Annotated in this window: 16 protein-coding genes; 10 read left to right on the forward strand and 6 right to left on the reverse strand. The window is 69.6% G+C overall.

The window, feature by feature from the left end; translation table 11 throughout:
• Window positions 1-127: 127 nt before the first annotated feature.
• A complete protein-coding gene (locus ACX28W_RS01425) occupies window positions 128-670 on the reverse strand; it encodes an isochorismatase family protein (protein WP_458996898.1) in 543 nt (180 codons plus the stop codon).
• Window positions 671-969: 299 nt separating this feature from the next.
• On the opposite strand from ACX28W_RS01425, the gene ACX28W_RS01430 reads away from it, so the two are divergent.
• The 3 genes from ACX28W_RS01430 (at window position 970) to ACX28W_RS01440 (ending at window position 3,526) form a co-directional block, all read left to right on the forward strand.
• On the forward strand, window positions 970-1,242 hold the full coding sequence (locus ACX28W_RS01430) for a hypothetical protein (protein WP_362071080.1): 273 nt from the start codon (window positions 970-972) through the stop codon (window positions 1,240-1,242).
• Window positions 1,239-2,015 carry a collagen-like protein gene (locus ACX28W_RS01435; protein ID WP_458996899.1) on the forward strand — a complete coding sequence of 259 codons (777 nt, stop codon included), beginning with the start codon at window positions 1,239-1,241 and terminating at the stop codon, window positions 2,013-2,015. Before ACX28W_RS01430 ends, ACX28W_RS01435 begins: the two co-directional genes overlap by 4 nt.
• Before the next feature lie 275 nt (window positions 2,016-2,290).
• Window positions 2,291-3,526: a DUF4185 domain-containing protein gene (locus tag ACX28W_RS01440; protein WP_458996900.1), complete on the forward strand. Its 1,236-nt coding sequence runs from the start codon at window positions 2,291-2,293 to the stop codon at window positions 3,524-3,526.
• Here ACX28W_RS01440 and ACX28W_RS01445 read toward each other — a convergent pair.
• Complete coding sequence (locus tag ACX28W_RS01445; protein ID WP_458996901.1) at window positions 3,462-4,499, reverse strand: bile acid:sodium symporter family protein; 1,038 nt, start codon at window positions 4,497-4,499, stop codon at window positions 3,462-3,464. The genes ACX28W_RS01440 and ACX28W_RS01445 overlap by 65 nt on opposite strands.
• Window positions 4,500-4,675: 176 nt before the next feature.
• On the opposite strand from ACX28W_RS01445, the gene ACX28W_RS01450 reads away from it, so the two are divergent.
• The 6 genes from ACX28W_RS01450 to ACX28W_RS01475 all read left to right on the forward strand — a co-directional run bounded on the left by ACX28W_RS01450 (window position 4,676) and on the right by ACX28W_RS01475 (window position 13,594).
• Window positions 4,676-5,569 (forward strand): LysR substrate-binding domain-containing protein, encoded by an 894-nt coding sequence (locus ACX28W_RS01450; RefSeq protein ID WP_458996902.1) that lies wholly within the window; start codon window positions 4,676-4,678, stop codon window positions 5,567-5,569.
• A gap of 355 nt (window positions 5,570-5,924) precedes the next feature.
• The gene (locus ACX28W_RS01455) at window positions 5,925-7,751 is read left to right on the forward strand and encodes an AMP-dependent synthetase/ligase (RefSeq protein ID WP_458996903.1); all 1,827 of its coding nucleotides are present in this window, start codon (window positions 5,925-5,927) and stop codon (window positions 7,749-7,751) included.
• 140 nt (window positions 7,752-7,891) lie between these two features.
• A complete protein-coding gene (locus ACX28W_RS01460) occupies window positions 7,892-9,148 on the forward strand; it encodes an ABC transporter substrate-binding protein (RefSeq protein WP_458996904.1) in 1,257 nt (418 codons plus the stop codon).
• A gap of 22 nt (window positions 9,149-9,170) precedes the next feature.
• Window positions 9,171-11,867, forward strand: a complete 2,697-nt coding sequence (locus tag ACX28W_RS01465) for an ABC transporter permease subunit (protein ID WP_458996905.1) — start codon at window positions 9,171-9,173, stop codon at window positions 11,865-11,867.
• Complete coding sequence (locus ACX28W_RS01470) at window positions 11,864-12,703, forward strand: ABC transporter ATP-binding protein (protein ID WP_458996906.1); 840 nt, start codon at window positions 11,864-11,866, stop codon at window positions 12,701-12,703. The genes ACX28W_RS01465 and ACX28W_RS01470 overlap by 4 nt, the downstream gene beginning before the upstream one ends.
• A gap of 99 nt (window positions 12,704-12,802) precedes the next feature.
• Entirely contained in the window at window positions 12,803-13,594 is a 792-nt protein-coding gene (locus tag ACX28W_RS01475; RefSeq protein ID WP_458996988.1) for an aldo/keto reductase, read from the forward strand.
• Between the two features lie 82 nt (window positions 13,595-13,676).
• On the opposite strand, the gene ACX28W_RS01480 is transcribed toward ACX28W_RS01475, so the two are convergent.
• The 4 genes from ACX28W_RS01480 to ACX28W_RS01495 all read right to left on the reverse strand — a co-directional run bounded on the left by ACX28W_RS01480 (window position 13,677) and on the right by ACX28W_RS01495 (window position 18,990).
• Window positions 13,677-14,393, reverse strand: a complete 717-nt coding sequence (locus ACX28W_RS01480; RefSeq protein WP_458996907.1) for an SDR family oxidoreductase — start codon at window positions 14,391-14,393, stop codon at window positions 13,677-13,679.
• Window positions 14,394-14,483: 90 nt separating this feature from the next.
• Window positions 14,484-15,386 (reverse strand): class I SAM-dependent methyltransferase, encoded by a 903-nt coding sequence (locus ACX28W_RS01485; RefSeq protein WP_458996908.1) that lies wholly within the window; start codon window positions 15,384-15,386, stop codon window positions 14,484-14,486.
• Window positions 15,387-15,599: 213 nt separating this feature from the next.
• Window positions 15,600-17,306: a glycoside hydrolase family 6 protein gene (locus ACX28W_RS01490; RefSeq protein ID WP_458996909.1), complete on the reverse strand. Its 1,707-nt coding sequence runs from the start codon at window positions 17,304-17,306 to the stop codon at window positions 15,600-15,602.
• Window positions 17,307-17,508: 202 nt separating this feature from the next.
• Complete coding sequence (locus tag ACX28W_RS01495; RefSeq protein ID WP_458996910.1) at window positions 17,509-18,990, reverse strand: cellulase family glycosylhydrolase; 1,482 nt, start codon at window positions 18,988-18,990, stop codon at window positions 17,509-17,511.
• A 255-nt stretch (window positions 18,991-19,245) separates the two neighbouring features.
• Between ACX28W_RS01495 and ACX28W_RS01500 the strand changes: the two genes are divergently transcribed.
• On the forward strand, window positions 19,246-22,194 hold the full coding sequence (locus ACX28W_RS01500; RefSeq protein ID WP_458996911.1) for a glycoside hydrolase family 48 protein: 2,949 nt from the start codon (window positions 19,246-19,248) through the stop codon (window positions 22,192-22,194).
• The last annotated feature ends 75 nt before the right edge of the window (window positions 22,195-22,269 follow it).

Below are 22,269 nucleotides of genomic sequence, written 5' to 3' on the forward strand. Positions count from 1 at the left end.
GGTTCGCCTCCGGGGCGCCACAGCCTGTGTCGAGAGCGCGACCGTGCTCGACCCCTCCTTCGTCGGGGCCTCCGCGCGCTCACGCTCTCGACACAGGCGCGCCCCTTCGGCTCACTCGCCAGCCAGATCAGCCCGCGGTGAAGTGGACCTGGGCGGCGGTCACGACCGTGCCGAGGCGGGGGAAGTCGAGGCGGACGGAAGCCTCGTGCTCGGGGGCGGTGAGGGCGGCCATGGCGTCCTCGGCGAAGACCAGGTCGTAGCCGAGGTCTCCGGCGGCGCGGGCGGTGGACTCGACACCGAGGTTGGTGGCGATCCCGCCGAACACCAGGGTGGAGACGCCGTGTTCCCGCAGCCGCTCGTCGAGACCGGTGCCCTGGAACCCACCGATGGTCCGCTTCACGATCTCGATGTCGCCGTCCGCCGCGAGCCCGGCGACGAGCCCACTTCCGGGCGGCTGCTCGGGGACCCCGGTCCGCTCGACCCGGATAAGTACGACGAGCGCGCCCGCCTTGCGGAAGGCGGCCGCCAGCTCCTCCGCCGCCGCGAGGACTTCGGTGCCCTTTCGGGGCTCCAGGGGCAGTGCGACGATGCGGTCCATCAGGTCGACGAGCACGAGGGCGGTGCGCGCGGGGTCGAGGGCGAGTCGGGGCTCGGCTTCGGGTGCGGTCATGACGGAACGTTAGCCTTTACTGGCCGTCCGTACCGGAAATCCGGATCAACAAGCTCATGAACTGCTCCCCGGCTTCCAGGTGGCGCGTTCTCCCGGGGGGAGCGGCAGGTGGTACGCGTTCCACCCGTAGCGTGTCGGCCGATACTCCGCCACCACTCGTCCGGTGTACCCGTCGCCACTCGTCCGGTGTACCCGTCGCCCCGCGCGCATCCCCGCGCGCCCGAGCTCGTTGTTCATGGGGAGTTCTCTCGGGTCACGCCTGCGTCGCGGGGCCCGTCGTCCGGGTAGGAGGCAGTTACTTGGATGCCGGCACCACCCTGCTCGGCTCATTGTTGGCCTGCGCAGGCGTGCTGGGCGCGGCCATCGTGGCCTATCTGGGGAAGCGGGGCGAGAACGCCCTGAACGGTTTCTCCAGTCTCACCGACAAGCTGCAGTACGAGCGCGACCGCCTCGAGCGCCAAGTCGTCGAACGCGACTCGCGCATCGAAGAGCTGTCCACGCTGCACGCTGCGGACCAGTCGGAGATCGCCCGGTTGCGTCTCGACATCCACCGCCTTGGAGGTGCGCCGTGAACGGGTTCCAGCGGCTGCTCGCCCTGCGCTGGCGCAGCATCTTCCTCGTCTGCGTCCTGATAGCGCTCTGCGGTGTGGCGGTGATCCTGTGGGCACGCATCGACGCCGGGGACCGCCGGGCCGAGGAGCTTCGCTCGGAGGCGGAACGGCGCGGCAAGGCCCTGTCCACGCTCGCGCAGGACGTGCGCGACCTGCGCGCCCAGGTGGAGGCCGGCGGCGGCACCCCTGCGGCTCCGGACCCCTCGGATGCCGTGGACCATCTGATGGACCGGGTGCGGGTGCCCGCCGGGGCGCCCGGGGCCCCCGGTGCCAAGGGCGAGCGGGGTACGGGCGGGAAGACCGGCGCCACCGGCGAACGCGGTCCGCGCGGCGAACAGGGCGCGGCGGGGCCGTCCGGCGCGCCCGGCCCCTCAGGAGCGCCCGGCAGGGACGGCACGGACGGCACGGACGGCTCCCCCGGCCCGGCAGGACCTCCCGGACCCCAGGGCGAGCAGGGCTACCAGGGCCAGCCGGGTTCGACCGGGCTGTCGGGCGCGAAAGGCGACACGGGTGCCACGGGTGACAAGGGAGACAAGGGAGATCCCGGGCCGCCCGGCCCCAAGGGAGACGCCGGTCCCGCCTGCCCGGACGGCTACACCCTCCAGGTACCCGCGAACGATCCGGACGCCCTGGTCTGCCGCACATCGGGAGCGGCGGCCCCGGGACCAGCTCCGGAGTCCGCGGCGGTACTTCCCGTACTGCCACCCCCGCGGCGCCGACGAGATGTGGCGTGACCGGCGTGATCACGACCCGCGCACGCTCCTTGTGTCCAAAATATCCAGATCACCCAGCCATATGAAGGGCAGGTCACACCATGCCGTCAATACTTCGCGCCCCGCCAACGGATGGACAGCCGGGCACACTTTGGCGGCCCGATCGACGAAGTCCGCGTCTACGAGGGCGTTGAGCGATGACGAACCGTCCGCCGCCCCCTCCCGGACCGTGACCCCGGACACTGTCCTGTATCTCCCCATGGACCACGTGCGCGGCGGCCACTAACGTCCCGTCCGTGCCCGACGACGCGCGAGCACGACGACGGATCGCAGCCGGCCTCGGCGTTCTACTCGCCCTGGTCTGCGCGGCCGTGCTACTCACCGCCCTCCCCGACCACGACCGGGAGGGCGGCGGGACGTGCGCCGCTCGTACGCTCAAGTCCTGGAGCGCCGACGCCGGACTCACGGGCGAGTTCGCGCGGTACGGCGACGACGCGACCCGCGCCGACGACTGGACCGGCGGCGACGGCACGCACTCGGTGCGGCTGCCGGACGGGCGGGTGCTGTGGCTGTTCTCCGACACCTATCTCGGCCAGGTGCACGGGCCGCCGAACCCGGTCGGCGAGTCGCACGCCTGGCGTGACGCGAGCGCGCCCCTCGTACGCAACTCGGCGGTCGTGATGAGTACGCAGGGCCGGCTGCTGAGCACGCTCCCCGCGCCCGTTTTCCCGGACCCCGCCCCACAGCAGTGGCGCTGGCCCGTCGCCGCCCGTGTCGAGCCCCGCTCCCCGGGCTCCTTGGATCAGGTGCTCCGCGTCCTGCTGTGGACCCGTACGACGGGCCAGGCCCCCTGGATCTACGGCGTGCCCACGGCCACCGAGGTCGCCACACTCTCGCTGCCCGACCTGCGGCTCGAGGGCATCACCACGATCCTGGACCAGAGTGCCGTCGCGGACCCCTCCCGGCGGGTGCTGTTCGGCACCTCGACGGTCGACGCGGGCGACTGGACGTATGTCTTCGGCGGCGACGACGGCCAGGCCGCCTCGCGCCCCGCCTCGCAGGCGTACGTGGCGCGGGTGCCGCGCGGCCGGCTCGGGGAACCGGCCGCCTGGGAGTACTGGGACGGGGCGCAGTGGGCGGTGCGGGGCCGGCCGGCGCCGGTGCTCGGGGACGGGCGGCGCACGGGCGTGGGCAGCGCGTTCACGGTGGTGCGCGACGGCGGCACCTACGTCCTGTTCACGATGGCCGCCGGCACCGCGGGCCTGACGACGATCACGTCGTACTGGGCGTGCGCGCCGACCGGCCCCTGGCAGGGGCCCACCCGGAGCTTCAGCCCGTCCCTGCCGCAGGGGCAGGTGGCCGCGTACAACCCGCAGGCGCACCCGGCGCTGAGCGACGGCGACCGGCTCGTCCTCAGCTACGACGTCAACTGGCTGGACGCGACGGGCGCCACGGCGCAGGCGAACCTCAATCGGAACGTGTCGCTGTACCGACCGCGATTCGTGACTCTGCGACTGGTATCCGCTCCGTAGCCGCCTCGGGGTCGCGGGCCCGGCGCTTGGCGATCACCGCGCACACCATGAGCTGCATCTGGTGGAAGAGCATCAGCGGCAGCACGGCGAGCGAGGCATGCGCGCCGAACAGCACACTGGCCATGGGAAGTCCGGAGGCGAGGGACTTCTTCGACCCCGCGAACTGGATCGCGATGCGGTCCTCGCGGTTGAAGCGCAGCGCCTTCGCGCCGTACCAGGTGAGCGCCAGCATCACCGCGAGCAGCACGGCCTCGACGACGAGCAGCCCGGCCAGCCGGCCGACGCTGACCTGGTGCCAGATGCCCTGCACCATGCCCTCGCTGAACGCGGTGTAGACGACGAGCAGGATCGAGCCACGGTCGACGTATCCGAGAACCTTCTTGTGGCGCGTGAGGAAACCGCCGATCCAGCGGCGCAACACCTGTCCGGCCAGGAACGGCACGAGCAGTTGCAGCACGATCTTGAGCAGCGAGTCCGCGGAGAAACCGCCGCCGCTGTTGCCGAGCAGCGCCGCCGCGAGCAGCGGGGTGATGACGATGCCCGCGAGCGAGGAGAAGGAGCCCGCGCAGATCGCGGCGGGCACGTTGCCCCGCGCGATGGAGGTGAACGCGATCGACGACTGGATGGTCGACGGGACGAGGGTGAGGAAGAGGAGGCCGGTGTAGAGGTTGTGCGTCAGGAGAACCGGCTCGAGCCCACGGGCGGCCAGGCCGAGCAGCGGGAAGGCGACGAAGGTGCAGGCCAGGACCGTGACGTGGAGCCGCCAGTGCTTGAATCCGTCCATCGCCTCACGGGTGGACAGGCGCGCCCCGTAGAGGAAGAAGAGGAAGGCGATCGCGGCCGTGGACGCGCCGGAGGCTACATCGGCGCCCGTACCTCGCGCCGGGAGCAGGGCCGCGACGCCCACGGTCCCGAGCAACAGCAGGATGTAGGGGTCTATCGGCATCCAACTCGGCCACTGCAGGCGTTTCACGGTGCTCCACTGCTCGGTTCTCGTACGTCTTCGTGGGTCTTCGTAGGGCTTGACGGGTCTTCGTGGGCGGTCGTCCCGGGTCAGGTCGTGCCCTCTCCATCGTCCTCTTCCGGCAGGCGATCGGGAATCCGGTATACCGCTCTGACTGCCATCATGTTTCGCGATAACGTGAGCGGATGTACGACCCTTCGCAGCTGCGTACGTTCCTGGCGGTGGCCCAGACCTTGAGCTTCACGCAGGCCGCGCGACGGCTCGGCCTGCGCCAGTCCACGGTCAGCCAGCATGTACGCCGTCTCGAGGACGCCGCCGGACGGCAGCTGTTCACCCGCGACACGCACTCCGTCGAGCTCACGGAGGACGGCGAGGCGATGCTCGGCTTCGCGCGCCGCATCCTGGAGGTGCACGAGCAGGCGACGGCGTTCTTCACGGGTACGCGGCTGCGCGGCCGGCTCCGCTTCGGCGCGTCCGAGGACTTCGTGCTGACCCGGCTGCCGGAGATCCTGGAGAGCTTCCGGTACGACCATCCCGAGGTGGACCTCGAGCTGACGGTCGAGCTGTCCGGCACCCTGCACGAGCAGCTTGCGGCGGGAAAACTCGACCTGGTGCTGGCGAAGCGACGCCCCGAGGACCCGCGCGGCGAACTGGTCTGGCACGACCGCCTGGTGTGGATCGGCGCGGAACGCCTGCGCCTCGACCCCGACCGCCCGGTCCCTCTGATCGTCTACCCGCCGCCGGGCATCACCCGTGCCCTCGCCCTCGAAGCCCTGGAACGCCAGGGCCGCCCCTGGCGCATCGCCTGCACCAGCGGCAGCCTGAACGGACTCGTCGCGGCGGCCCGCGCGGGCCTGGGCGTGATGGCCCACTCCCGGGGGCTCGTCCCGCCGGGTCTGGTCCGCGTCCCGGAGCGGGCGGGACTGCCGGAGCTGGGCGAGGTCGACTTCGTCCTGGTGCACGGGCGACGGCAGGCGTCGGCACAGGGCGCGGCGGACGCGCTGGCGGCGGCGATCCTGGGGGGCGGGGACCGGCTGCACCGGGGCGGCGGAGCCGGCGCGGCGGCTTCGCGTACGTGAGTTGCTTGCTCAGGTAGGCGTAGAGGCCGGCCGTGTCGCGCGTGACGTCGGTGGGGTTGGTTCCGGTGTCTCCGGGACCGGTCCCATCGAGATCCGCAGGGTGCGGAATCAAAACCTCCACATCTGGCATCCGGGCCGCCGTGCACCGTCACCACGTCGTACAGATTCCGTGGAGATTACGGGATCGAAACCTACGGAGCCGTAAGGGATTCTGTCCGGCCCTTCCCCATGTGCGGGCATTTACTCGGCTGACCTGTGCATATACCGCGCCTTCACGCTTTACGGCACCCCTCCCACCCTGCGGCCCCGTGGGGTAGCTTTCACGGCGCTGTGCGGAGCACCACGAGGAGCGGGATTGCGCGAGTTCACCAACCCTCCGTTGGCGTCGACGCCGCCGGTGGGCGGCCTGGCCGACGTCGTGTTCGAACATGCCCAGGAAGACCCCCTGCACATCGCCCTCGGCCGCAAGGACGAGGAGGGACAGTGGCGTGACGTGACATCCGCCGAGTTCCGCGACGAGGTCCTCGCCCTCGCCAAGGGGCTGCTCGCCCAGGGGATCCGGTTCGGGGACCGGGTCGCGATCATGTGCCGCACGCGCTACGAGTGGACGCTCTTCGACTTTGCGCTGTGGACGATCGGCGCCCAGGTCGTGCCCATCTACTCGACCTCCTCCGCCGAGCAGGTCTTCTGGATGCTGTACGACGCAGAGGTGTCGGCGGTCATGGTGGAGCACGAGGACCACGCGATGACGATCGCCACGGTCGTGGACCGGCTGCCGCAGTTGCACAAGCTGTGGCAGCTCGACGTGGGCGCGGTGCAGGAGCTGTACGAGGCGGGCATGCACCTCGACGACGAGGTGGTGCACCGGCACCGGCGCGCGGTCACCCCGGACTCGATCGCGACGATCATCTACACCTCGGGCACCACCGGGCGCCCCAAGGGCTGCGTCATCTCGCACGCCAACTTCATGTTCGAGGCGGACACGGTCATCGAGCGCTGGGAGCCCGTCTTCCACTCCCGGCGCGGTGACGAGGCGGCCACCCTGCTGTTCCTGCCGCTCGCGCATGTCTTCGGGCGGATGGTGCAGGTCGCGGCGATCCGCGGCAAGGTCAAGTTCGGCCATCAGCCGCAGCTCAACGCCGCCGCCCTGCTGCCGGACCTGGCCGCGTTCCGGCCGACGTTCTTCCTCGCGGTGCCGTACATCTTCGAGAAGGTCTTCAACGCCGCCCGCCGCAAGGCCGAGAAGGAGGGCAAGGCGGGCCCGTTCGAGAAGGCCGTCGAGGTCGCCGTGCGCTACGCGGACGCGATCGAGGAGAAGGCCTGGGGCATCGGGCCCGGCCCCTCGGCGGGACTGCGCATGCAGCACCAGCTCTTCGACAAGCTCGTCTACTCCAAGGTCCGGGCCGCGATGGGCGGCCGGGTCAAGCACGCGATGTCGGGCGGCTCCGCGATGGACCGGCGGCTCGGGCTGTTCTTCGCGGGCGCGGGCGTCTTCATCTACGAGGGGTACGGGCTCACCGAGTCCACGGCGGCGGCGACCGCCAACCCGCCCGAGCGCACCCGGTTCGGCACCGTCGGCCAGGCGATCCCGGGCACCACCGTGCACATCGCGGACGACGGCGAGATCTGGCTGAGCGGCGAGAACGTCTTCCAGGGGTACCTCAACGACCCCAAGGCCACCGACGCCACCCTGCACGACGGCTGGCTCGCCACCGGCGACCTGGGCTCGCTCGACGAGGACGGCTATCTCACCATCACCGGGCGCAAGAAGGAGATCCTGGTGACCTCCGGCGGCAAGAGCGTCTCGCCGGGGATCCTGGAGGAGCGCGTCCGCGACCATCCGCTGGTCGCCCAGTGCATCGTCGTCGGCAACGACCGGCCCTACATCGCGGCGCTCGTCACGCTCGACTCCGAGGCCGTCGAACACTGGCTCCAGATGCGCAACAAGCCGCTGCTCCCCCCGGCCGACCTGGTGCGCGACACCGACCTGGAGACCGAGGTACGGCGCGCGGTGGTCGCCGCGAACACGCTGGTGTCGCAGGCCGAATCGATCCGTACGTTCCGGATACTGGCCCACCAGTTCACCGAGGAGCACGGGTTGCTGACTCCTTCACTGAAGCTGAAGCGGAAGGCGATCGAGAAGGCGTACGCGTCGGAGGTCGAGGCGCTGTACCGGGCGTAGGCCCCTCTCCGCAGACAGCGCACTCCTCCGCCGCATCAGGTCGCCATATCTGACACATCATCACTTACCGATGCGTCAGATATTGACGCTCCGTCAGATCCCACGGACACTTTCGGTCACCCAACGGAGGGGGACCCGACGTGTCGCGACCGATCCGCACCATCACCGCCGCCGTGGCCGCGCTGCTGCTCGCTACCGCCTGCAACTCCGCCTCCACCAGCGAGAGTTCGGACAAGGCAGCCGGAAGCTCCACCCGCGGAGTGACCGACAGCTCGATCAAGGTCGGTGGCATCGTGTCGATGACGACGGCCACGGGGTACTCGAAGAAGGACACCGACCTCGGCGCGAAGGCCCGCTTCGACCGCGCGAACGCGGAGGGCGGGGTCAACGGCCGGAAGATCGACTACCTGGGCGCCGAGGACGACGGCCAGGACCCGGCCAGGAACCTCGCGGCGGCACGCGAACTCGTCCAGCGGGACAAGGTCTTCGCGATCTCCCCGATGAGTTCGACGACCTTCTCGGGCGCCGACTTCCTCCAGCAGGAGAAGGTCCCCACCTTCGGCTGGGGCACCCTCCCGTCGTTCTGCGGGCCCAGCTACATCTACGGCTTCGGTGGCTGCATGGTGCCCATGCCGGGCGGCACCATCTCGCAGACCTGGCCGGAAGGGCTCAAGCGGGTCATGGGCGACGCGCCGGGCAAGTCCGTGGCGATCCTGGCCAACGACAGCGACGCCGGCACGTTCGCCATCCGCACCTACAAGCAGAGCTTCGCCTCGGCCGGCTACCGGGTGACGTACGCGAAGCCGTCCGTGCCCGCCGGCTCCGTGCCGAGCGACTGGTCGGCGTACACCAAGGAAATCCTGCGCAGCGACGGCGGCAAGGCCCCGGACGCGGTCGTCTCCGTGATGCAGACCCCGTACAACATCGGCCTGTTCACCGCGCTCAAGCGCACCGGATACGACGGCGTCCTCACCGACCCCACCGACTACGACCCGTCACTGCTCGCCAAGAGCGCGACGAAGCAAGCGCTCGACGGGGTGCACGTCCTGCTGTCGTTCCAGCCGTTCGAGCAGGACAGCGCCGATATGCGGCAGTTCAAGCAGGACATCGCCAAGGCTGCGGGGAAGGACGTGCCGCTCAACATGCACATGATGACCGGGTACATGTCCGCCGACCTGTTCCTCGCCATCGCCGAGAAGGCGGGCAGGAACCTGACGGTGGCGTCCTTCCAGAAGGCGGCGGGCGGGTTCTCCGACACCGGCACGCTGGTCGGCGACCGCGCCGAACCCAGGGGACAGAAGGAGTCGTTCGGCTGCGGGGCGCTCGTCGAGCTCAAGGACGGGAAGTACGTCGTGTCGGCGCCCTTCACCTGCTACTCACCCATCCCCTTCAAGTAGCCCGGCCACGAGGGGACTTGGCATGTCGGACCTGCTGGGATTCGTACTGAGCGGACTGGTCTCGGGCGCGCTGTACGCGCTGCTCGCGACCGGACTCGTACTGTCCTACTCGGCCTCCGGTCTGTTCAACTTCGCGCATGGCGCCACCGCTTACCTGTGCGCGCTCACCTTCTACGAACTGCATTCGGGCCTGGGCCTGCCCGCCGTGCCGACGGCCGTCCTGCTGGTGTGCGTCGTCGCGCCCGCGCTGGGCTGGGGCCTGGACCGGCTGATGTTCCGCAAGCTGGCACGAGTCGGCGAGGCCGCCCAAATCGTGGCCACCATCGGACTGTTGGTGGCGCTGCCCGCCCTCGGACTGTGGATCGTGGAGCTCCTCGAGGACGCCGGGGTGTCCGTCAAGCCCGCCGAGAACCAGTTCGGCCTCCCCGGCGTCGGACCGAGCCCCGCGAAGTCCTGGCAGCTGATGGACGGTGTCGGCGTCGACTCCGACCAGTTGATCACCTGGGTGGCCACGGCCGTGGTCGCCGTCGGCCTGTGGATCCTGATGCGGCACACGGCACTGGGGCTGAAACTCCGCGCGGCGGTGGACAACCGCGCGCTCGTGGAGTTGCGCGCGACGAGCGCGGACCGGCTGTCCTCGATCGCATGGATGCTGTCGTCCGCGCTCGCCGGACTGGCCGGTGTGCTGGCCACCCCTCTCCTCGGCCTGTCCGCGCACGACTTCACCCTCTTCCTCTTCGTCTCGGCGACAGCCGCGGTCCTCGGCCGCTTCGCGTCGGTCCCGCTCGCCTTCGCGGGCGGCCTGGCGCTCGGGGTGCTGCAGAACCTGGTCGCGGGGTACGCCGGCTTCGCCGAGCGGATCACGGGTTTCCGTACGGCCGTTCCGTTCCTCATCCTCTTCGCCGGGCTGCTGGTGCTGACGCGACGGCAGCGGACGGCGGGCACGGCGGCCGTGGACGCGCCGCCGGTGGACTACGCGGCGGGCCGCTCGTGGCTACGGCGCTGGGGACCGTGGACGGCGGCCGCGCTCCTGCTCGGCCTCGCCTTCTACACCGTCACGACCCCCTTCTGGAGCGGCATCCTCGCCCAAGGGCTCGCCCTTTCCCTGGTGTTCGTCTCGTTCACGGTGGTGACGGGGCTCGGCGCGATGGTGTCGCTGGCGCAGGCGACGTTCGTGACCGGCGCGGCGCTGGTGGCCGGGCTGCTGCTGAGCCACGGCTGGCCGTTCGTGGCCGCCGCGGCGGTGGGCACCTGCGTGGCGGCGCTGCTGGGCGCGCTCGTGGCGCTGCCCGCCCTTCGCCTCGGCGGGCGGTCGCTCGCCCTGGCCACCCTCGCGCTGGCCTTCCTCGCGGACCAAGTCCTTTTCCAGATGGGATGGTTGCGCAACGGCGACACGGGCTGGTCGATCCCGCGCCCGGTGTTCGGACCGGTGGACCTGAGCGACGACCGTGCGATGGGCGTGGCGATGATCGTGCTCGTGGTACCGATCGTGGCGGCCCTCAGCGCGCTGCGCGACTCGCCGTCGGGGCGCGCGATGCTCGCCGTCCGCTCGGCGCCGGCCGCGGCCATGGCCTCGGGGGTGTCGGTGGTCCGCACCAAGCTGACGCTGTTCACGCTGTCGGCCGGACTCGCGGGCTTCGGCGGCGTGATGTACGCGTCGTACAGCACCCGCGTCACCGCCACCGACTTCACGGCGATGACCGGGCTGATCTGGCTCGCGGTGGTCGTGGCGGCGGGCGTACGCCGTCCGCAGTTCGCCGTGGTGGCGGGGCTCGTCTACACCGTCGTACCGCATCTGCTGTCCGACTACGTCACCCGCTCCGTCCACCTGCCGGTGATCCTCTTCGGCCTGGCCGGGCTGGCGCTGGCCAACGACCCGGACGGATACGCGGCGGCAGTCTCCACCCGCCTGCACCGCAGGCGCACGACGACCACCCCCCGTACCGCCACGGCGCCCACCGCCCCGTCCCCCGACGCGGCCCTCGAACTCCGCTCCGTCCACGCCGGATACGACGGCGCCCGCGTCCTGCACGGCGTCGACCTCGCCGTGCGCCCCGGCGAGATCCTCGCCCTCCTCGGCCCCAACGGCGCCGGAAAGTCCACCACGTGCCGCGTCGCCGCCGGGCTGCTGGCCCCACTCGCCGGTCAGGTGTACGTCGCCGGGCGCGACGCCACCCGCGAACGGGCCCTCGGCCGATCCCGGGCGGGGGTGCTGCTCGCGCCCGAGGGACGCGGGATCTTCCCCTCGCTCACCATCGAGGAGAACCTCACCCTGCACCTGCGGGCGAAGGACGAACGCGACGCCGTGTACGAACGCTTCCTCGGCCTCGCGGGACGCCGCGGCGTCCTCGCCGGTTCGCTCTCCGGCGGCGAGCAGCAACTGCTGGCGCTGGCACCGCTGCTCCAGCGCCCGCCGAAGGTGCTGATCGCGGACGAGCCGTCGCTCGGCCTCGCCCCGCGCGTGGCCGGCGAGGTGTTCGGGCTGCTGACCGAGCTGAAGTCGGCGGGGACGGCCATGCTGCTGGTCGAGGAGAAGGCGGCCGAGGTGCTCGAGGTCGCGGACACGGTCGCCTATCTGGCGCAGGGACAGGTGACATGGTGCGGTCCGCGGGGCGCGGTGGAGGCGGATCGGCTGACGGACGCGTACCTGGGGAGCGCGGCGAGCGCCGCACGCCCCAAGGAACAGGGCCCTCGGCCCGGAGGGATGGTACGGCCATGAGCGACGAGCCCGCACTCGCGCCGCCCGTGCTCGAGGCCCTCGGCATCGGTGTGCGCTTCGGCGGTGTCCGCGCCCTCGACGGCGTGGACCTCGCCCTGCGCCCCGGCGAGGTGTGCGGGCTCATCGGCCCCAACGGCGCCGGAAAGACCACCCTCTTCGACGTGCTGTCGGGCATCCGCCGCCCCGACGACGGCCGCGTCCTGCTCGACGGCACCGATGTCACCCGCCGCTCCCCCGTCTGGCGTGCCCGTCACGGTATGCGCCGCACCTTCCAGCGGCAGCAGCTCTTCGGCCGGCTCACGGCGGCCGACAATCTGATGGTGGCCCAGGAGTGGCGCGGTGGCGGGGGCGGACTCGCGGCCGACCTGCTGGCGGCACGGCGCCGCTACGAGAAGGAACGCCGGGAGCGCGCGGCGGCCGTCCTGCGCACCTGCGGTCTGGACGACATCGAAACCGTGTACGCCGGAGCGCTTCCTGTGGGACAAGCCCGGATGGTCGAGCTGGCGCGTGCGATCGCGGACCCGCCCAGGGTGCTGCTGCTCGACGAGCCGGCAGCCGGGATGACAGCTGACGAAATTGGTCATCTGTCATCTGTTATCCGTTATCTGTCAGACGATGAAGGTCGCGCCGTCCTGCTCGTCGAGCACAACATCGCCTTCGTCATGGAACTCTGCACCCGTGTCGTCGTCCTCGACCTGGGCCGGATCCTCGCCGAGGGAACGCCCGCCGAAGTACGCGCCGACCCGGCGGTCCAAGAGGCATACCTCGGCCATTTCCGGCCATTCTCAGGCTCACACCATCAATCCACGGAGAATCCACCGGTCAGGAATGCATGACCCCCGATGATCGTTGACGATGGGAGTACCACCCGACGACTGAAGGATCGAGAGCTCGTGAGCAAGGTCCCCCCGATCATCCTGAACAACGGCATCGAGATGCCGCAGCTGGGCTTCGGAGTCTGGCAGGTCCCGGACGACGAGGCGGAGCAGGCCGTCGCCACGGCGCTGGAGACCGGATACCGCAGCATCGACACGGCGGCGATCTACGGCAACGAGGAAGGCACCGGCAAGGCCATCGCCGCCTCCGGCATCGCCCGCAACGACCTCTTCGTCACCACCAAGCTCTGGAACAGCGACCAGGGGTACGACGCGACGCTGCGCGCGTTCGACACCTCCCTGGAGAAGCTCGGCCTGGAGTACGTGGATCTTTACCTGATCCACTGGCCGCTGCCGTCCCGGGGCAAGTACATCGACACGTACAAGGCCTTCGAGAAGATCCACGCGGACGGCCGCGCCAAGGCCATCGGGGTCTCCAACTTCCTTCCGGAGCACCTGGAGAAGCTGATCGACGCGACGTCCGTCATCCCGGCCGTCAACCAGATCGAGCTGCACCCGCATCTCCAGCAGCGCGCGGCCCGGGAGTATCACGCGGAGCAGGGCATCGCCACCGAGGCCTGGTCCCCGCTCGGCTCGGGCAAGGGCCTCCTGGAGGTCCCGGCGATCGTCGCCATCGCCCAGAAGCACGGCCGTACTCCGGCGCAGATCGTGCTCCGCTGGCACCTCCAGCTGGGCAACGTCGTGATCCCCAAGTCCGTGACCCCGTCCCGGATCAAGGAGAACATCGACGTCTTCGACTTCTCCCTGGACGCCGAGGACATCGCGGCGATCAGCGCCCTGAACGAGGACCGCCGCCTGGGCCCCGACCCGGCAGCGTTCGACATGGGCTGAGCCGCCCCGGTACACCCGTCGGCCCGGACGCGCGGTATGCGTCCGGGCCGACGGCGTCACAGGGCGAACAGAGCGACGAGCGTCAGTTGGGCTGCCCCATCGGCCGCACCACCACGGTGTTCACATCGACACCGTCCGGCTGCTCGATCGCCCAGACGATCGACCCGGCGAGCTGTTCCGCGGTCAGTAGATGGCCGGGCGGCAGACTGCCGTAGCTGTCCCAGAACGGGGTCTCCACGCGTCCCGGCGAGATCAGGGTCACGCCCACGCCGAACTCGGTGACCTGACGCCTGGTGTTCTCGGCGAGCCCGGTCACGGCCCACTTGGTCGCCCCGTAGATGTTGCCGGGGGTGTGGATGTGGCCCGCGACGCTCCCGATCAGCACGATCCGGCCGCGGGTCTCCTTCAAGGCGTCGATGGACGCCCTGATCAGCAGCGCGGGCCCCAGCACATTGGTCAGCACCATCTCGGACCAGCCGGCCGGGTCGCCCTCGGCGACGGAGTCGTGCGTGGCGAAGCCCGCGTTGGCCACGACGGTGTCCAGCCGCCCGAACTGCTTGAGCGTCGCGTCGACCGCCGCCTGCACCTGGTCGTACTCGGCCGCGTTCCCCACGACCGTCAACAGCTCCTCAGGACGCCCGAGTTCCTCGGCGAAGGCGCGCAGCCGCTCCTCACCCCGCCCGGTGACCGCGACCCGATGACCGGAGTCGAGAAGCTGCCGCGCCACCGCGGCACCGATACCGCTTCCACCACCCGTGATGAGCGCGACAGGCGATGGCGCGACAGGCGAGTCAGTCATGGTTACCCCCATACGTCTACGGTGAACGCCGGGATTCCATCACTTCGAGCGCTCTCGAAGTCAAGGACCGGGGCTGCCCGCGGGACGGAACTAGCCGGCCTTCACGCCGACGTACACCGTGTGTGCCGTCAGCACGAACACGTCCGGTCGGTGGTACACGCTCGCCTTGTCGTCCGGGTCGAGGAGCCGGTCGAGGGTGGCGACGTCGTCCGGGTCGAGATCATCGGCGAGGCCGTCGCGGCGGCGGGTGAGCACGGTGACGACGAAGGCGCGAGCCTCCTCCGACAGCGGGGCGGGCAGGTCGAGGAGGAAGGTGCGGGTCGCGGTGTGGCGCAGGCCGACGGCGGTCAGCAGGGCGGGCCAGTCCTCCGCCTCGGACACCGCTCCGGGCAGTTCGGCCCGCATGCGGGTGAACCACTCGTCCTGGACGGCGTCGAGCCGGGAGAACAGACCGGGGCGGCCGATGCCGATGTCGCGCGGCAGGAACCGCGTGGGGAGCCCGCCCTCCAGCAGGGCGAGGGTGGCGCCGGGCGCGAGGCCGCGTGCGAATCCGGCGAGCGCGGCGCGCTGGTCGCCGACGTGGTGCAGCGACCGGCTGGCCCACAGCAGGTCACCCGGGTACTCCAAGTCGCCCAGCCCATCGGCGAGTTCGGCCCGCAGCGTGCTGAAACGGTCGCCGATGCCGAGTCGCTCCGCACGAGCGCGGGCCCGCTCCAGCAGAGGTTCCACGCCGTCCACGGCGACAACCCGCGCCTCGGGGAAGGTGTTCGCGAGGAGGCAGGAGATGACGCCGGGGCCGCTGCCCGCGTCCACGATCAGCTCGGGATCGGGCCGCTGCTCCCTCAGCCAGGCCGCCGCCTCGGTATACAGGGGGGTGAACAGTTCCGCCTCCTGCTCCAGCATGGGGAGCATCTCGGCGAAGTCCATGTAGGTGTGGTCGTGGTGACCGTGATCGTGACCGGGATTGTGATCGTGATCGTGCGTGTGCGACATGGTGGCGAGCCTCTCGTTCCGGGTGTGGACAGCGTGCTCCGCCACTCCCGGAAACGGCCAGTCGTATTGCGTAAACAGCAAATCGCTCCGACGGTGAAGCGACAGTGGAACGCGACTGCTCGGCGGTGGAGTTCGCGAACCGCCGGGGGTCGGCCCAGGAGGCTGACCCCCGGCGGATCACCAGGTCACACGGTCACCGTCACACGGTCACGGTTACAGCGGCGGATAGGCGTTCGTCATCAGCTGCTGGAACTGCGCCGAGAACCAGTGCCCCGACAGCGGAGAGTTCGGCAGCGCACCGGACATGTTGTTCCCGTTGCGGGGGTTGCCCGTGTACGTCGGGTCGCACATCCGGTCGAAGCCCTTGCCCTCGTCGTTCGGGATGGCCGAGCTGGAGCCGTCGGACTCGCCCGGGGGCTTCATCCAGACGTAGGCGTCGATGCCGGTGGCGGGGGCTGCCTGGGGGCGTTCACCGAGGCCGGCACCGGACTGGTTGCACCAGTTCCCCATGTGGATGCGGCGGTCGTAGCGTCCGCCGTCGATATAGGTGTCGACGCTGGTCGTCGCGCCCGGTCCGGCGGGCCGCGCCGTCCCGCCCCAGCCGTTCCTGGAGGTGTCGATCAGCATGCCGATGCCGGAGTTGAAGCCGACCGAGACGAGCTGGTTACGGAAGGCCTGGGCGAAGGACAGCTCGTCGACGTAGCGGTTCCAGTCGACCCACTTGGACTGGCGGACGGAGGTGCCGTTCACCGAGTCGTTGATGGTGAAGTTGTTCTCCTTCAGGGCGCTGTAGTTGGCGGTGTTGGTGATGAAACCGTGCACGTCGTTCACGGTGGCGCCCTCGGCGGTGGCCGCTTCCTTCATCACGTTCGCGCTCGGGCCGAAGTTGTCGTCCCAGCCGATCCAGCCGTGGTGCCCGGCGTCGATGTAGTTGTAGACGTTGGGCACGTCACCCAGTTCGCCGAGCGCGTAGCCGACGCCCTTCACGTAGTTGCCGTTGGCCTTCATCACGTCGCACTCCGGGGTGGCCGTCGGGCTGCTGCCGGTGTTGGTGACGAGGTTGGGCAGCGAGTCGATCTCGATGGTGGTGACGATCCGCAGCGAGGCGTACGCGGGGTCGGCGAGGATCGCGGCGATCGGGTCGATGTACTGGGTCTTGTAGCGGTCGATCTCCGTCGGTCCGAGCTCGCCGTTGGACGCGAGCGCCGCGCAGTCGCGGCCCGGCAGGTTGTAGATCACCAGCTGGACGACGAGTTCGCCGGAGCCCTTCTGCTCCAGGGCCTCATCGAGATGGTCGCGCAGGCCCATGCCGCCGTTGACACCGTTGATGGCGGCGATCCGGTCGAGCCAGACGCCGGTGGGCTGGTTGGAGATACGGCTGCCGCCCGGCTCTGCGGCGGCCTTCGCGGACCACTCCGGGTTCACATACACCTTGGCACCGGAGTACGGGTTGTCGACCCGTGGGCCGCTCGGGTCGGGATCGGGATCACCGCCGCCTCCGTCGTCGACGTTGCAGGTCACCCCGTCGAGTGTGAAGGTGGTGGGCAGGGCGTTGGTGCCGCTGTACGAGGCGTTGAAGCCGAAGCTGACCGAACCGCCGGTCGCCAGCGTCCCGTTGTAGGACTCGTTGGCCGCGGTGACGGCCGTGCCGCTCTGGCTGATCTTCGCGTTCCAGCCGCTGGTGACCTGCTGGTTCCCGGCGTACGACCATTTCACCGCCCAAGAGCTCTTGGCGGCGCTGTTGTTGGTGACGGTGACGGCGGCGGTGAAGCCGGTGCTCCACTGGTTCTGCACCTTGTAGTCGACGGTGCAGGGGACGGCGGCGATGCCGGTGTCCGCGGGGACGGCCGCGGCAGCGGTGCCGGTGCCGCCGGCGAGCAGGGCGAGTGCCGCTAACAGGGCTGTTCTGGTACGGCTCATGAGTGCGGGTTCCTCTCTGTTGGAAACTAGGACCTGTCCGGTCGATCACGGTGGAGGAAAGCAGCGGTGCCTTTCCGATGCCGGTGAGCGGGGTGTGGTGCGTGCAGCTGCAAGGCGGACTTGGGGGAGTCGGCAACCGACGACAACGCCGCAGATGTGCGTGCCCCACCCCGCGTCTCCGCCGTGATCGACCGGACAGGGCCTAACCGTTGAGGGCGCGCAAGTGGTCGCGCAGCCCGATTCCGTACGACGTGGGGGTGCCGTCGTAGCTGGAGATCAGGGACGGCCCGGAGGAGCAGTCCCAGGTGTTCCAGGTCCAGCCGAGGTAGGAGAGCCCTCGGTCGTCGAACCACTTCATGACGGTGTCGGTGAAGGAGTGGGAGCAGGTGTTCTCGCCGATCTCCCCCGCCACGAGCGGGACTTGAGCGGCCACCGGGGCGAGCGTCGAGTTCCAGCAGCTCTCACTGGCGCAGGAGTTGAAGTTGTAGACGTGGTACGCGGCGGCGAGATTGCCCGTCGGGTCGCTGGGCTTGTACGTCAGCCACTGACTGAGGTCGTTCGCGTACGCGAGCCCGCCGGCCAGGATCAGGTTCTCGGCGCCGGTGCCGCGCACCGCGTCGACCAGGTCCTGCATGCCGGCCACCTCGTATCCGATGCCTGGGCAGCTGCCTCCGTCCTTCCAGCACGTCCACGCCTGGGTGGTGGTGGACGTCGCCCGGTCCGGGTAGGGCTCGTTGAACAGGTCGAACACGACGGCCCGGTCGTCCTTGAAAGTGCTGGCGACCGAGGTCCAGAAGGACGGGGTGTACTGCATGTTGGGCATCGGCTTCTGGCAGCTGGCGTGCACGTCGGAGCAGCCCGACGAGTTGCCGGTGTACTGGCCGTAGGACCAGTGCAGTTCGACCATCGGCGTCATTCCGTGCGCCTCGACCTTCGCCACCAGGTCCTTGACGGCGGCGATGTAGTTGGCGCCCGCGTACTCCGGCTTGATGTTGGACAGGCCCAGCCAGCACTCCTCGTTCAACGGAATGCGGACCGTGTTGGCCTCCCAGTCGGCGATGGCCTTCACCGACGCGTCGTCGACCGGGCCGTCCCACATGCCGCGGCCCTGGACGCACATGAACTCGCCGCCGGAGCGGTTGACGCCGAGCAGCCGTCGGGTGGCCCCGGCGGAGTCCACCAGCTTGTTGCCCGAGACGTGCAGCTCGGGCGCCTCACCTGTGGCCGGCGGCTCGGTCGGCGAAGGCGTGGGCGTGGGAGACGGCTCCGTGTCCACATTGCAGGTGGTGCCGTTGAGCTTGAAGTTCGTCGGCGCCGCGTTGCTCCCCGACCACGAGGCCAGGAAACCCGCACCGACGCTCGAGCCGGAACCCAACGAGCCGTTCCAGCTCTCATTGGCCGCGGTGACCGTGGTGCCGGACTGGGACCACTTGGCGGTCCAGCCCTGGGTGACCTTCTGGCCGCCCGTGAAGTCGAAGGTGAGACTCCAACTGCTCAGAGCGGCCATGTTGTTGGTGATGCTCACGGCGCCCTGGAAGCCGGTGTCCCACTGGCTCGTGACGGAGTACTCGACCGTGCACGCGGGTGCGGCTCCTGAAGCCGTGACGACCGGCGCGATCGCGGTGCCCACGAGGGCGACCGCGGCGCCGACCACTAAAAGACCTGAACGAGGCGGGTGTCGCATGAGCGACTCCTTGCAGCTCGGGCACGTCGTGACGGACGCGCCGACTGATGGAATCGCTCCCACTGGTGTCAGTGAAGCTAGCGCCAAGTGTCGGTAAAGGACAGAGGAGTTGCACTGTTGATCAATCGAACAAATTCGACTCTTCAAGCACCTTGACCCCTTCGACCCCCCTCCTCAATATGGGAGCGCTCCCACTGGTTCAAAGCTTGTTGCTGCTCCGCCCCCCTTCTCCGAGTCGCAAGGAGGAACCAGCACATGCACCCCAGTTCCAGAAGGAGACGCCGCGCACCCTTATCCGGATCGCCTCCAGGGCGGCTCTGGACCGCCGTGGTGGTCGCCCTCGCCCTCCCCCTGTCCACGCTCACCACTCTCGCGACCAGCGCAACTCCAGCTCAGGCAGCCGCAGTTCAGTGCAACGTCGACTACAAGGCCAACGACTGGGGCTCGGGCTTCACCGCTGAGCTGACGCTCACCAACCGGGGCACGGACCCGATCGACGGCTGGACCCTGACGTACGACTACACCGGCAACCAGACGCTCACGAACGGCTGGAGCGGCACCTGGTCCCAGTCCGGCAAGACGGTCACCGCGAAGAACGCCCCGTGGAACGGGACGATCGCCGCCGGGGCCGCGGTCACCACCGGTGCCCAGTTCACCTACAGCGGCACCAACACGGCGCCGGCCACCTTCGCCGTCAACGGCACGACCTGCGTCGGAGCCCATCAGCCGCCGATCACCGTACTGACCAGCCCCACCGCGGGCGCGACCTACACCCAGGGCGCCGCCGTCCCGCTGGCCGCGACCGCCGCGGCCGCCGACAACGCGACCATCAGCAAGGTCGAGTTCTACGACGACACGACCCTGCTGGGCACGGACACCAGCTCCCCGTACACGCTCTCGGCCAATAGCTTGACCGTGGGCAGTCATTCACTGGTCGCCAAGGCGTACGACAGCCTGGGCGCGTCGGGAACATCCACACCGGTCGGCATCACGGTCGCCTCGGGTCCCGCCGTGGTGACAACGCCGACCCAACTCGGTGTTCAGCAGGGCAAGTCGGGCACGTTCGACGTGAAGCTGTCGACGCAGCCGACGGCGAACGTGACGGTGAGCACGGCCCGCACGGACGGCAACACGGGTCTGTCCGTCACCAGCGGGTCCAGTCTCACCTTCACCCCGTCCAACTGGAACACGGCCCAGCCGGTGACCATCACCGCCGACGCCTCCGGCACCGGCACGGCGACCTTCACGGCCTCCGCGACAGGCCACGCCAAGGCCACGGTCACCGTGACGGAACTGGCGGCGTCGAAGGCGTACGACGCCCGATTCCTGGACCTCTACGGCAAGATCACCAACCCGGCGAACGGCTACTTCTCCCCCGAGGGCGTCCCCTACCACTCGGTGGAGACACTGATCGTCGAGGCGCCGGACCAGGGCCACGAGACGACGTCGGAGGCATACAGCTACCTGATCTGGCTGCAGGCCATGTACGGGAAGATCACCGGCGACTGGTCGAAGTTCAACGCCGCGTGGACGACCATGGAGACGTACATGATCCCCACGCACGCCGACCAGCCGACGAGCTCCTTCTACAACGCCTCGAAACCGGCGACGTACGCCCCCGAGCTGGACACTCCGAACGAGTACCCGGCGAAGCTCGAACCCTCGGTCTCGGCCGGCTCGGACCCGATCGCGGCGGAGCTGAAGAGCGCGTACGGCACGGACGACGTGTACGGCATGCACTGGCTGCAGGACGTCGACAACGTCTACGGCTACGGCAACTCGCCCGGCAAGTGCGAGGCGGGTCCGACGGACACCGGCCCGTCGTACATCAACACCTTCCAGCGCGGCGCGCAGGAGTCGGTGTGGGAGACGGTTCCGCAGCCGACCTGTGACGCCTTCAAGTACGGCGGCACGAACGGCTACCTGGACCTCTTCACCCGGGACGCGTCGTACGCCAAGCAGTGGAAGTTCACCAACGCGCCGGACGCCGACGCGCGGGCCGTGCAGGCCGCGTACTGGGCCGACGTGTGGGCCAAGGCGCAGGGCAAGGGCGGCGATGTGTCGGCGACCGTCGGCAAGGCCGCGAAGATGGGCGACTATCTGCGCTACGCCATGTACGACAAGTACTTCAAGAAGGTCGGCAACTGCGTGGGGCCCTCGACGTGTCCGGCCGGCACCGGCAAGGACGCCTCGCACTATCTGATGTCCTGGTACTACGCCTGGGGTGGCGCCACCGACACCTCGGCGGGCTGGTCCTGGCGCATCGGCTCCAGCCACACCCACGGCGGCTACCAGAACCCGCTTGCCGCGTACGCGCTCAGCTCGTACGCGGACCTGAAGCCCAAGTCGGCGACGGGGCAGGCGGACTGGGCCAAGTCGCTGGAGCGGCAGATCGAGTTCTACCGCTGGCTCCAGTCGAACGAGGGCGCCATCGCGGGCGGCGCGACCAACAGTTGGGCGGGCCGCTACGCGACGCCTCCCACCGGCACGCCGACCTTCTACGGGATGTACTACGACCAGCAGCCGGTCTACCACGACCCGCCGTCCAACCAGTGGTTCGGCTTCCAGGCGTGGTCCATGGAGCGGGTCGCCGAGTACTACCAGCAGACGGGGAACGCGAGCGCGAAGGCGGTCCTCGACAAGTGGGTGGACTGGGCGCTGTCCAAGACCACGATCAACCCGGACGGCACCTACCAGATTCCCTCCACGCTCCAGTGGTCCGGTGCCCCGGACACCTGGAACGCCTCAAGTCCGGGTGCCAACAACGGACTTCATGTCACCGTCGCCGACTACACGAACGACGTCGGGGTGGCGGCCGCGTACGCCAAGACCCTGACGTACTACGCCGACCGCTCCGGTGACACGCAGGCGGCGACGACGGCGAAGGCGCTGCTCGACGGCATGTGGGAGCACAACCAGGACGCGCTGGGCATCGCCGTCCCGGAGACCCGCGCCGACTACAACCGTTTCGACGACAACGTGTACGTGCCGAGCGGTTGGAGCGGCACGATGCCGAACGGCGACACGATCAACTCCTCCTCGACCTTCGCCTCGCTCAGGTCCTTCTACGAGGACGACCCGGCCTGGTCGAAGATCGAGAGCTATCTGGCGGGCGGAGCCGCGCCCTCCTTCACGTACCACCGGTTCTGGGCCCAGGCGGACATCGCCCTCGCCATGGGCTCGTACGCGGAGCTCCTCGAATAGTCCCCGCCAGGCCCTTTTGGGCCTGGGGCTCCGTGTACCGGGCCGGGCGGTTCCTCATCCGCACTGAGGGCCGCC

Source organism: Streptomyces sp. SD15 (assembly GCF_054462255.1).

Coding starts and splice junctions, on each gene's coding strand:
- ACX28W_RS01425 (WP_458996898.1), bottom strand. CDS start 670: ATGACCGCACCCGAAGCCGAGCCCCGACTCGCCCTCGACCCCGCGCGC.
- ACX28W_RS01450 (WP_458996902.1), top strand. CDS start 4,676: ATGTACGACCCTTCGCAGCTGCGTACGTTCCTGGCGGTGGCCCAGACC.
- ACX28W_RS01465 (WP_458996905.1), top strand. CDS start 9,171: ATGTCGGACCTGCTGGGATTCGTACTGAGCGGACTGGTCTCGGGCGCG.
- ACX28W_RS01470 (WP_458996906.1), top strand. CDS start 11,864: ATGAGCGACGAGCCCGCACTCGCGCCGCCCGTGCTCGAGGCCCTCGGC.
- ACX28W_RS01475 (WP_458996988.1), top strand. CDS start 12,803: ATGCCGCAGCTGGGCTTCGGAGTCTGGCAGGTCCCGGACGACGAGGCG.
- ACX28W_RS01480 (WP_458996907.1), bottom strand. CDS start 14,393: ATGACTGACTCGCCTGTCGCGCCATCGCCTGTCGCGCTCATCACGGGT.
- ACX28W_RS01485 (WP_458996908.1), bottom strand. CDS start 15,386: ATGTCGCACACGCACGATCACGATCACAATCCCGGTCACGATCACGGT.
- ACX28W_RS01490 (WP_458996909.1), bottom strand. CDS start 17,306: ATGAGCCGTACCAGAACAGCCCTGTTAGCGGCACTCGCCCTGCTCGCC.
- ACX28W_RS01495 (WP_458996910.1), bottom strand. CDS start 18,990: ATGCGACACCCGCCTCGTTCAGGTCTTTTAGTGGTCGGCGCCGCGGTC.
- ACX28W_RS01500 (WP_458996911.1), top strand. CDS start 19,246: ATGCACCCCAGTTCCAGAAGGAGACGCCGCGCACCCTTATCCGGATCG.